9 protein-coding genes are annotated in these 11,498 nt (G+C 65.1%); 5 read left to right on the forward strand and 4 right to left on the reverse strand.

Translation table 11 applies throughout. From position 1 onward, the window contains the following. From WBQ44_RS21030 to WBQ44_RS21040, 3 genes are all read right to left on the reverse strand, one after another. Window positions 1–873 (reverse strand): thiolase family protein (locus WBQ44_RS21030; protein ID WP_495568608.1); only part of this gene is annotated, 873 nt, incomplete at its 3' end. Beyond that, window positions 874–1,923 carry a thiolase family protein gene (locus WBQ44_RS21035; RefSeq protein WP_495568609.1) on the reverse strand — a complete coding sequence of 350 codons (1,050 nt, stop codon included), beginning with the start codon at window positions 1,921–1,923 and terminating at the stop codon, window positions 874–876. 10 nt (window positions 1,924–1,933) lie between these two features. After that, a complete protein-coding gene (locus WBQ44_RS21040) occupies window positions 1,934–2,884 on the reverse strand; it encodes a Zn-ribbon domain-containing OB-fold protein (RefSeq protein WP_495568610.1) in 951 nt (316 codons plus the stop codon). 64 nt (window positions 2,885–2,948) lie between these two features. Here WBQ44_RS21040 and WBQ44_RS21045 point away from each other — a divergent pair, with 64 nt between their 5' ends. Beyond that, window positions 2,949–3,977, forward strand: coding sequence for an LLM class F420-dependent oxidoreductase (locus WBQ44_RS21045; protein WP_495568611.1), 1,029 nt, complete (start codon window positions 2,949–2,951; stop codon window positions 3,975–3,977). Window positions 3,978–3,999: 22 nt separating this feature from the next. Then, complete coding sequence (locus WBQ44_RS21050) at window positions 4,000–5,559, forward strand: acyl-CoA synthetase (protein WP_495568612.1); 1,560 nt, start codon at window positions 4,000–4,002, stop codon at window positions 5,557–5,559. On the opposite strand, the gene WBQ44_RS21055 is transcribed toward WBQ44_RS21050, so the two are convergent. Next, a complete protein-coding gene (locus tag WBQ44_RS21055; protein WP_495568613.1) occupies window positions 5,556–6,719 on the reverse strand; it encodes a globin domain-containing protein in 1,164 nt (387 codons plus the stop codon). The two genes, WBQ44_RS21050 and WBQ44_RS21055, sit on opposite strands and share 4 nt — an antisense overlap. A gap of 193 nt (window positions 6,720–6,912) precedes the next feature. Here WBQ44_RS21055 and clpB point away from each other — a divergent pair, with 193 nt between their 5' ends. The 3 genes from clpB to WBQ44_RS21070 all read left to right on the forward strand — a co-directional run. After that, window positions 6,913–9,459 carry an ATP-dependent chaperone ClpB gene (gene clpB, locus WBQ44_RS21060; RefSeq protein ID WP_495568614.1) on the forward strand — a complete coding sequence of 849 codons (2,547 nt, stop codon included), beginning with the start codon at window positions 6,913–6,915 and terminating at the stop codon, window positions 9,457–9,459. An 81-nt stretch (window positions 9,460–9,540) separates the two neighbouring features. Continuing rightward, the gene (locus WBQ44_RS21065; RefSeq protein WP_495568615.1) at window positions 9,541–10,605 is read left to right on the forward strand and encodes a DUF5666 domain-containing protein; all 1,065 of its coding nucleotides are present in this window, start codon (window positions 9,541–9,543) and stop codon (window positions 10,603–10,605) included. Between the two features lie 86 nt (window positions 10,606–10,691). After that, window positions 10,692–11,498: TtfA family protein (locus WBQ44_RS21070; RefSeq protein WP_495568616.1), on the forward strand; the 807-nt coding region annotated here is incomplete at its 3' end.

Below are 11,498 nucleotides of genomic sequence, written 5' to 3' on the forward strand. Positions count from 1 at the left end.
CCACGAGAACGGAACGTAGATCTCGGCGACGTCTATCTGCTCGAGTGGATCGCTGATGCCCGACGCCTTCCACAGCGCGGCGGCGGCATCACGGCCGGCCTGGGGATTTACCTGGTCGCGCCCCGAGAACGTCGTCGGCTCGGTTCGCATCGCGGTGCCGTGAATCCATGCGACGGTTTTGCCGTCGGCCTCGCGGGCACGTGCGGTGTCCTCGTCGCCGATGACGATGGCGCAGGCACCGTCGGAGGACGGGCATGTCTCGTCGTATCGGATTGGATCCCACAGCATCTGCGACGCCTGCACCGACTCGAAGGTGATGTCGGGTTGTCTCAGATGGGCGTAGGGGTTCTTCGAACCGTTCAATCGATCCTTGACGGCGACCATGGCGCCGATGTGTTCGGGAGCGTTGGAGCGTCGAATGTACGACCGCACGTGCGGTGCGAAGTAGCCACCGGCGCCTGCGCCGACCGGCATGTTGAACGGCACCGGGATGGACAACGCCCACATGGCATTGCTCTCCGACTGCTTCTCCCAGGCGACCGCGAGCACGCGTCGGTGCACCCCCGACTGCACCAGCGTCGACGCCACCACGGCGGTCGAGCCGCCGACGGACCCCGCGGTGTGCACGCGTAGCAGCGGCTTACCGGTGGCGCCCAGGGCGTCGGCCATGAACAGCTCCGGCATCATGACGCCCTCGAACAGGTCGGGGGCCTTGCCGACGACGACTGCGTCGATGTCGTCCCAGGTCACCTCGGCGTCGACCATCGCGCGGTCGATCGCCTCACGCAGCATCCCGGACATCGAGACGTCGTGACGCTTGGCGACGTAGTGCGTCTGCCCGGTGCCGAGCACCGCGGCTGGGTGCTTGCCCACCTATCTGCCCTCCATGACCGCGACGAGATTCTGTTGCAGCAGTGGACCGCTCGTAGCGTGTGCGAGCACGCGCGCGTCCTTGCCGTCGAAGATTCGGGAGGCTGCGTGCCCGATTCGTTCGAGCCCGGCCGAGAACATCGGATTGCCGACGAGGGTGCCGCCGGACGGGTTGACCGTCGTGTCGCCGGAAAGCCATTCGGAGAGAATGATTTCCTGATGGGTGAACGGTGCATGCAGTTCGGCGGCCGTGATACTCGCGAGGTCGCCGCCCGACGCCTTCAATGCGGCGTTGTAGGCCGACGGTGCCGTCGTGAGGTCACGTGCGCCGAAGTTGGGGGAGTCGACGAGATGTTCGATACCGGAAATCCATGCCGGGTTCTCGCGCAGCGACCGTGCGCGGTCGCCCACGGCGAGGACGATTGCCGATGCACCGTCGGTGACGGGAGCGAGGTCGTGCGCCCGAAGCGGGTCGGCGATGTAGTCGGAGCTCAGTAGTTCCTCGACGTCGACGGCGGCTGTCAGCTGAGCGAGCGGGTGCGCGTTCGCGCGGTTGCGAGCGGCGACCTCGGCCATCGCTCGCTCGTCCCACTTGCCTGCGTCGATGCCGGCCCGTGCCTGAATGCCTGCCAGTGACAACGAGTCCGGCCACAGCGGCGCCACCAGGTACGGGTCCAGCTGCATCGCCAGTACTTTTGCCAACGTTCCGGCCGAGGACTTGCCGAAGCCGTAGACCAAAGCTGTCTCCGCCTCACCCGTCATCAGCTTTATCCACGCCTCGTACAGTGCCCACGCAGCATCCATTTCGACGTGCGACTCGTGAATCGGCGGCACGGCGCCGATGGAGTCGATGGCCGAGATGAAGGAGAAGGCCCGCCCGGCGAGGTAGTCGGAGGACCCCGAGCACCAGAAGTCGATGTCGGACTTTTCGATTCCGAGCTCGGAGTACAACTGCTGAAAACAGGGCACCAGCATTTCCACGCCGTTCGTCGTGCCCGGTGTCTCGGCCACGTTGGGTGCCTGCGCGAAGCCCACCACTGCAATGTCGGTCATGTCCCGCCCCTCAGAGGTGGTGCTTGTAGGTGTCGTACTCGGCGTCGGGTTCGCCCGTCGGCCGGAAGTACTCGATGTTCTCGAGGGTGTAACCCCACTCCTCGCGAGGTTTCCACTTCGCTTCGACGCGCATGCCCATCCGGATCTCGTCCGGCGTGCATTCGAGAATGAGGTGCAGAAACGCGATGTCGGCGCCGTCGAGCAACACGTACGCGGCGATGTACGGCGGCGTGATCCGTTGCCCCAGAAAAGGAACGTTGACGATGCAGTACGTCGTCACCACGCCGCGGTCGGGGAGTTCGATCTGCTCGGTGGTCGGTCGACCATCGGTGGGGTCCGCGCCCCGCGGAGGAACGTAGACCTTGCCCTTCGCATCGGTTCGGCCGCCGATGATCTTGCCTTCGGCGAGACCACGCAGGTAGTAACTCTCCTCGGCCGACGCGGAGTGCGTGTACTCGAGCCTGACCGGGGTGGTGATCATCGTGACGGGTTCGCCGGCAGCGCTCTCGGGTTCGGCCTCCGTGTCGCCGGGAACGAAACACTCGATGTCGTGAATGTCGCCGACGCGCTTCTCGGCCCATCGAGCCGACACCCGCATTCCGGTCGACATGGCGTCGGCGTCACCGGCGTCGACCGCATGCAGCAGCGCGGTGTCCGCTCCGTCGAGTCGGATCAACGCGAAGGCGAAGGGGTGATCGAGAGGTTGACCCTCGTACGGCGCCGCGACCCAGGACCACGAGACCACCGTGCCGGACGAACCGACGTCGACGAAGTCGGTGACGGGTTCCTTTGTGAGCGAATCATATTCGGGAGGTGGTACGTACACGCGTCCGTCGCTGCCTCGTCCGCCGATGATCTGTTTGCGTCGCAGACCCGTCAGAAAAGCGCCGATCGTCGGCCCGACGGAGCGGGTGTAGTCGAAGGCGTTGTTCAGAGGTGCGCTGAGTGGTGTGTTCACCATAGTCACACCCTGAGTAGAACAGGTTCTTATTATGGTGGCAAGACCGCCCGACGGAAGGCTCGTGATGAAGCTCGGATTACAGCTCGGCTACTGGGGTGCGCAGCCGCCCGTCGGCACCGGAGAACTGGTCGATGCAGCGGAGGCCGCAGGGTTCGACGCCATCTTCTCGGCCGAGTCCTGGGGGTCGGACGCGTTCACCCCTCTCGCGTGGTGGGGTGCACGGACGTCGAACGTCAGGTTGGGCACGTCCGTTGCACAGTTGTCGGCCCGAACGCCGACGAACTGCGCGATGCACGCACTCACGTTGGACCATCTCAGCGGTGGCCGCGCCATTCTCGGCCTCGGGGTTTCCGGACCCCAGGTGGTCGAGGGTTGGTACGGGCAACCGTTCGCGAAACCGCTCGCCCGCACCCGCGAATACGTCGATATCGTCCGGCAGGTGCTCGCCCGGGAAGCGCCTGTCACCAGCGACGGGCCGCACTATCGGTTGCCTGCAGGCGGCACCGGGCTGGGCAAGGCACTCAAACCGATCACCCATCCATTGCGCGCCGACCTGCCGATCTGGCTGGGTGCCGAAGGCCCGAAGAACATCGCACTTACTGCCGAGATCGCCGACGGGTGGCTCGCGATCTACTACTCGCCGCGGCTGGCCCCGATGTACGACGAGTGGCTCGACGAGGGGTTCGCTCGGCCGGGCGCGCGCCGCACCCGGGAGGATTTCGAGGTTGCGGCCACGTGTCAGGTCGTGCTGACCGACGACCGGGCAGCTACGCTGGCGCAGCTCAAGCCCACTATTGCCTTGTATGTGGGCGGGATGGGTGCCCCGGAGCTCAACTTCCACGCGCAGGTCTATCGGCGCATGGGTTACGACGCCGAGGTGGCCGAGATCGGGCGGTTGTTCCAGGCGGGCCGGAAGGAAGAGGCTGCCGCCGTGGTGCCCGACGAGATGGTCGCGGAGACGATGATCGTCGGCGACGCCGCCCGCGTTCGCAGCGAGGTGGCACGGTGGGCGGATGCGGGCGTCACGATGCTGCTGGTGACTGCTCGCGATGTCGATCAGGTGCGTGAGCTGAAGTCCTTGCTCATTGAGTAGAACACGTTCTAGATTGAACGGCATGACGGTCCAACAGCAGACTGAAACGCGCACCGGTGGGCTCTGGAACATAGCCTCCGAGGAGCCCGATCGAATCGCACTCGTCGACCCGGACGGGCAAGCCCGAACCTATGGGCAGTTGGTCTCCGACGCCAACAGGTACGGCCGCGGTCTGCAGGATCTCGGTCTGCGGCCGGGTGACAGCGTCGTGATGATGCTGCACAACAGCGCCGATCTCGTCGCGTTCTACTTCGCGGCGTTCCAGACGGGGCTGTACATCGTCGCGGTCAACTGGCATCTGACTGGACCCGAAGTCGCCTACATCCTTAGGGACAGTGAGGCGAAAGCCCTTGTGGCATCGAGCCGATTCGCCGACGCCGCCCGCGTTGCCGCCGTCGATTCCGGCGTCGAGCACGCCTTCTGTGTCGGGCACATCGACGGATTCACACCCCTGCACGACCTCGGTAACTCGGACGAGCGCCCCGAAACCCGCACTGCAGGTGGCCCGATGCTGTACACGTCGGGAACCACGGGCAAGCCCAAGGGTGTACGCCGCCCGCTGACGGGTGCAGATCCCGATCAGGTGCCCCTCGCCTCGAGTGGTTTCTTCGCGATCTTCGATATCCGGCCGTTCGACGACCACGTCCACATCTGTGGGTCGCCGCTCTATCACACGGCGGTACTGAACTTCGTCGCCATCTCGATTCAATTGGGCCACAGGGTGGTCCTGATGGATCGGTGGGATCCGGAGGAGATGCTCGCGCTGATCGATCGCCACCGCGTCACGCACAGTCACATGGTGCCGACGCAGTTTCATCGACTGCTCGCGCTCGACGAAGACATCCGAAACAAATACGACGTGTCGTCGCTGCGGGTGATGATTCACGGCGCCGCGCCGTGCCCGCTCGAAGTCAAACGCCGAATGCTCGACTGGTGGGGCCCGGTCGTCACCGAGTACTACGCGGCGACCGAAGGGGGCGGAACCGTCATTTCCGGAGCGGAATGGCTGCGTAAACCCGGTTCGGTCGGCACCGCCTGGCCGAACTCTGTGGTCAAGGTTCTCGCCGACGACGGCACCGAGCTGCCGGCCGGGGAGCCCGGCCAGGTGTACATGCGGATGGGTGGGTCCAGCTTCGAATACCACCACGACAGGAAGAAAACCGAGGAGTCCCGCGTCGGAGACCTGTTCACGCTCGGCGACATCGGCTACCTCGACGAGGACGGCTACCTGTTCCTGTGCGACCGCAAATCGGACATGATCATCTCCGGAGGCGTCAACATCTATCCGGCCGAGATCGAGGGAGAGATCATCACGCACCCCAAGGTTGCCGACGTCGCGGTCTTCGGTGTGCCGCATGCCGATTGGGGTGAAGAGATCAAGGCGGTGGTGCAACCGGAACCTGGTGTCGAACCCGGCGAGGCGTTGACCGAGGAGATCATGGCGTTCGCCCGCGAGCGCCTGGCGAAGTTCAAGCTGCCGAAATCGGTGGACTACACCGACGAGCTACCGCGAGACCCGAACGGCAAGCTGTACAAGCGCAGACTGCGCGATCCGTACTGGCAGGGGCGAAGGAACATCTAGAGCGGATCGTGCTGGATCCGATCCATCGGTGTGCCGACCTTGCGCAGCGCATACAGCGTGGTGCGCACCATCGACGGTGAACCGCAGATCTGGATCTGACGGTCGGCCCACGAACCGAACTGTGCGACAACCTTGCCGATGGGCCCGTGCAATCTGTGGTGCATTCCGAAGGGCAATTCCTGCGTCGGACCGGAATGCCACCACGGGTCCTCGTCCTCCTCGGTGACCGGAACGACCGTCAACCACGGGTTGGACAGCGAAAGCTGCCACAGCGTGTGCGCGTCGTACAGGTCGCGCGGGTACGTGCCGCTCACGAAGAGATGCACGCGCGGGTTGGTGCTGCGCCGAGTCATGTCCATGATCTGCGCGCGCAGTGGGGCCAGGCCGGTGCCACCGGCGATCATCAGTACGTCCTCGGGACTCGTCCGGTCCACCTGCAGACCGCCGAGCGGAGGACTGACCGCCCACCGGTCGCCGACCACCGACTCCGTCACCATGGCGGGACTGACCCACCCGCCCGACACGCGTCGAACATGAAACTCGATCTCGCCCTGCGGGTTACACGGAATGGCAGGGGAGAGGTAGCGCCAGAGTTTCGGCCGCTGCGGAATCTGCACGCTGACGTATTGGCCCGGGAAATAATGGATCCCCTCGTCCAGTTGCAACCGGATGACGGCCAGGTCGTCCAGCACTCGTTGGTGTTCGACGATGGTGGCACCCCAATACGGAGGAAGCTCCTCGGAGTCTGCTCCGACGGCCATGTTGTCGGTGACCGATGCCAAGCTCTCGTGCCATGCATCCTCTACCTCGTCGGTCCATACCTCGTTGCCGACGAATGTGCGAAAAGCCGCAACCAATGCTTCGGCACCGGCGCGGAGGTGTGAACCGTCGATCCCGTGCTTGCGGTGGTCGCGGCCCAACTGAGCGAGGAACGGCTCGACCCGGTCGGTTCTGTCGAGGTTGTCGAACACGTGAGCCAGGGCGCGAACGAAGTGGTCGCGCTGCTGGTTCATCGACGCGGGGAAGAAAGTCCGGTACTCGGGATGCGCGACGAAGAGCTGCGCGTAGAAGGAACGCGCGAGAAGCTCGGGGCCGTTCTCCACGGCCAATACGGACTTGAAACCGGCACGAACCAGGGAGATCGTTCGCTCATCTAGCAATGATCGACCTCCGTCGCGGTCTGACGGTTCCTTAATGGACCGATCGAGGGTAACCCGATCGATCACCACTGGCTACCGAAGTTTCCGGACCAATTCAAGTTGAGCGGAACAGACTCAACTTCCGTATCGTTGTACCGAGCGACACTCGAACTGTTCCCGTTCGAGATGAACGACGAGAGAGAGAAGGTGACCGGTGGACAGTTTCACCCCCACCACGAAGACGCAGGCCGCACTCAGTGCAGCCCTGCAGGCCGCATCCGCGGCCGGAAACCCGGACATCCGTCCGGCGCATCTGTTGGTGGCGTTGCTCGATCAGACCGACGGCATCGCCTCACCCCTGTTGAAGGCAGTCGGCGTCGATCCCGCGACGGTGCGCGGTGAAGCGCAGAAGCTGGTCGATCGGTTGCCCTCCGCCACGGGTTCCACCACCACGCCGCAACTCGGCCGCGAAGCCCTCGCTGCGATCACCACGGCCCAGGGTCTCGCAACGGAGCTCGACGACGAGTTCGTCTCCACCGAGCACCTGATGGTCGGCCTCGCCACCGGCGACAGTGATATCGCCAAGATGCTCACCGGCCACGGGGCAGGCCCCAACGAATTGCGCGACGCATTCCAGACGGTCCGCGGCAGCGCGCGCGTCACCAGTGCAGACCCCGAGAGCACCTACCAGGCGCTCGAGAAGTACAGCACCGACCTGACGGCTCGCGCTCGCGAAGGTGAACTCGACCCCGTCATCGGGCGTGACACGGAAATCAGGCGCGTCGTACAGGTTCTTTCGAGGCGGACCAAGAACAACCCCGTTCTCATCGGTGAGCCCGGCGTAGGCAAGACGGCCATCGTCGAAGGTCTGGCGCAGCGCATCATCGCCGGCGACGTTCCGGAAAGCCTGCGGGGTAAGACCGTGGTGTCCCTCGACCTCGGCTCGATGGTGGCCGGCGCCAAGTACCGCGGCGAATTCGAGGAGCGACTCAAGGCCGTCCTCGACGACATCAAGAACTCGGCCGGACAGGTGATCACCTTCATCGACGAGCTGCACACCATTGTCGGTGCAGGCGCCACCGGCGAGTCGGCGATGGACGCCGGCAACATGATCAAACCGATGCTTGCCCGCGGTGAACTCCGACTCGTCGGCGCCACCACCCTCGAGGAATACCGCAAGTACATCGAGAAGGACGCGGCACTAGAGCGTCGATTCCAGCAGGTCTACGTCGGCGAGCCGTCGGTCGAGGACACCGTCGGCATTCTCCGCGGCCTCAAGGAGCGCTACGAGGTGCACCACGGCGTCCGCATCACCGACTCCGCACTGGTGTCGGCGGCCACGCTGTCCGACCGCTACATCACGTCGAGGTTTCTCCCGGACAAGGCAATCGACCTGGTTGACGAGGCGGCGTCGCGCCTGCGAATGGAGATCGACTCGCGTCCCGTCGAGATCGACGAGGTGGAGCGTTCGGTTCGGCGTCTCGAAATCGAGGAGATGGCGCTCGAGAAGGAGACCGACGATGCGTCCAAGGCACGCCTCGAAAAGCTGCGTGCCGAGCTCGCCGACGGCCGCGAAAAGCTCAATCAGCTCAGCACCCGGTGGCAGAACGAGAAGAACGCCATCGACTCGGTGCGAGTGCTGAAAGAGCAACTCGAGACACTGCGCGGTGAATCCGAGCGCGCCGAACGAGACGGCGATCTGGGTAAGGCAGCCGAGCTGCGCTACGGCCGCATCCCTGCCCTGGAAAAAGAGCTCGCGCAGAAGACCGACGATAGCCCCGCCCAGGACGACGTCATGCTCAAGGAAGAGGTCGGACCGGACGACGTCGCAGATGTCGTTGCTGCCTGGACCGGAATCCCGGCGGGTCGCATGCTCGAAGGAGAGACCGAGAAACTCCTGCGCATGGAGGACGAGATCGGCAAGCGTGTCGTCGGCCAGCGCGAAGCTGTGCAGGCGGTGTCCGACGCCGTCCGTCGAGCACGCGCCGGAGTGGCAGACCCAAACCGTCCCACCGGATCGTTCCTGTTCCTGGGTCCGACCGGCGTCGGCAAGACCGAGCTCGCGAAGTCGCTCGCGGACTTCCTCTTCGACGACGAGCGCGCGATGGTTCGGATCGACATGAGCGAGTACAGCGAGAAACACGCCGTCGCGAGACTCGTCGGTGCTCCTCCGGGCTACGTCGGATACGAAGCGGGTGGCCAGCTCACCGAAGCCGTCCGGCGACGCCCGTACACCGTGGTGCTGTTCGACGAAGTCGAGAAAGCCCACCCCGACGTGTTCGACATCCTGCTCGCCGTCCTCGACGAGGGCAGGCTGACCGACGGTCAGGGCCGCACCGTCGACTTCCGGAACACCATCCTGATCCTGACCTCCAACCTGGGAGCCGGAGGCGCAAAGGACCAGGTGATGGACGCAGTCCGGCGCGCGTTCAAGCCGGAGTTCGTCAACCGGCTCGACGACGTCGTGGTGTTCGATTCGCTCGACGAGAACCAGCTGGAGTCGATCGTCGACATTCAGTTGAACCTGCTGGCCTCGCGGCTCGCGGCCCGCAGGTTGACCCTCGACGTGTCCTCGCCCGCGAAATTGTGGCTCGCAGTACGCGGATACGACCCCATGTACGGCGCTCGTCCGCTGCGCAGGCTGATCCAGCAGGCCATCGGTGACCAACTCGCGAAGCTGTTGCTCGCAGGTGACATCCGCGACGGCGATGTCGTCCCGGTCAATGTGTCACCGGGCGGCGACAGCCTGATCCTGGGCTAGGTCTCGGGCAACGAGGCCCAGCGTCGCGAGGCCCACCGGCAGTCCGCCGGTGGGCCTCGTTGTGGACGTACCCTCGACACCATGAGCAATCCGGAGGATCCGCGCGAAAGGACCGGGGATCGGCCGTGGGAGGACGGCACACCCAACCCGCCGACCGACCGGCCGGACGGCGATCAGCCCACCGAAGCCTGGCAGCAGTACCCGGACCAGCATCGTTACCCGGACCAGCAGCAGTACCCGGACCAGCAGCAGTACCCGGACCAGCAGCAGTACCCGAATCAGCAGAATGCGACTCAGCAGTTCCCGACCCAGCAATACCCAGGGTCGCAGGGGTACCAGCAATATCCGGACTCGCAGCCGTACCCCGACCAGCCGACTCAGCAATACGGCTACCCCCAGCAGCAGTACGGACAGCAGCCCCATGGACAAGGGCAGTACGGACAAGGGCAGTATGGACAAGGGCAGTACGGACAAGGGCAGTACGGACAGGGGCAGTACGGCCAGTACGGCCAGCAGCCGAACCCCACGCAGGCTCTGCCGCCCTACGATCCGAACCAGCACCAGGCGGCCAACAATCAGTACGCGGCCGGCCAGCCGTATACGGCCGCTCAGCCCTACGATCAGGCAGGTCCGCCCGGCGCACCCGGTGCCGAGGGCGATCCCACACCAGGTGGATCGTCCAAGAAGTGGATCTTCGCGGCCGTGGCCATGGCCGCGCTCGCTGTAGTGGTGCTCGCCGGAGTGCTGTTCGTGACCAATCAGAAGCCCGAGCCGAGTACGACAGCGATCCGTCCGCCGAGCACCAGCCTGGCACCACTGCCGACCCTTCCGCCCAGCCAATCGCCGCTCGTCCCCCCGACAACTCCCGGAGGACTCGTCCCCGGCGGAATCCCCGAAATCCTCGGCGGGGCAGGTGCGGCCATCGGAACCATCACCGCGATCGACGGAACCACCCTCTCCCTCGAAGGAATCGACGGCGCACCCGTCACCATCGTGGTCACACCCCAGACTCAAATCCTGTCGCTGTCCGGATTCGATGTGGCATCCCTGAGAGTCGGCTCACTCGTCGTCGTCAACGGCAGTCCGATGCAAGACGGCACCATCACCGCCGACGTCATCGTCGAAACACCGGATCTCGGCGGCTAGGTCGTTCCGCAAGCTCCACTCCTGTGCCCTCGGGTCGTTCCGCAAGCTCCACTCCGGAAGCTATAAGCTGGCCCCCGATGACGGCTATGTGGTTCGGACTTGCAGCGATCGCTCTTCTCGGAGCGGTTGCGCTCCTCTATATCGATCGGTCGCGGCGTGATCAGCACGGCCGCGTTCGACAGATGTGGGCGAAGGCGCAGGGCTACACCTACACCGCCGCCGACGACGAGCTCGTTCTGCAGTTCAGCCGCGCAGTGCTCGCGAAACCGGAACACACGACGGGATTGGACATCGTCCGCGGAGTTCGCCGCGGCGAGCGGTTCGTGCTGTTCGATGTCGAGGAAGCGGCCACCATCGTCGCGGTACAGCGGCCCGTCGGTTCCGACGTCGACATCGATCTGCGCCTCAAGGGGACGCCGCCGCCACGGGAACCGGACATGGAACTGCTCGGAGCCATCGGGCCGCGCGTGGTGTTTGCGACGAACGTCGAGGTTGCCCGTCGGGTCTGCGACCAACGTATGGCTGCGTTCACCGAGTCCGTCCCCGCGAGCCTGTCGCTGCTGTGGAGCGAGAACGATTGGACCCTGGGCTCGCTGCCTCTCGGCAGCTCCGGCCGCGAATGGGATGCCGCGATCGACGCCGTGGCACGACTGTCCGGAATGCTCCACGTACTTCCGCCCGTGGCGCGCAGAACGCAGGGCCACTCCCGCGGCCAGCAGACCACGCAGCGTCGCCGCCCCGAAACACCCGCCGCGCGATCCGAGCCCGAGGGGAGGGAGTCCGGCAGATCCGAGACCGGGCGTTCGGCAGTTCGCCGAGAGCAGAGCCCGCAGGCCCCCCGCCAGGACATTCCTCGTACCGAAGGCCGAGCACCACTGAGGGCAGCACCCGAC

This window comes from Rhodococcus sp. (in: high G+C Gram-positive bacteria) (assembly GCF_049591685.1).
Lineage (GTDB): Bacteria > Actinomycetota > Actinomycetes > Mycobacteriales > Mycobacteriaceae > Rhodococcoides.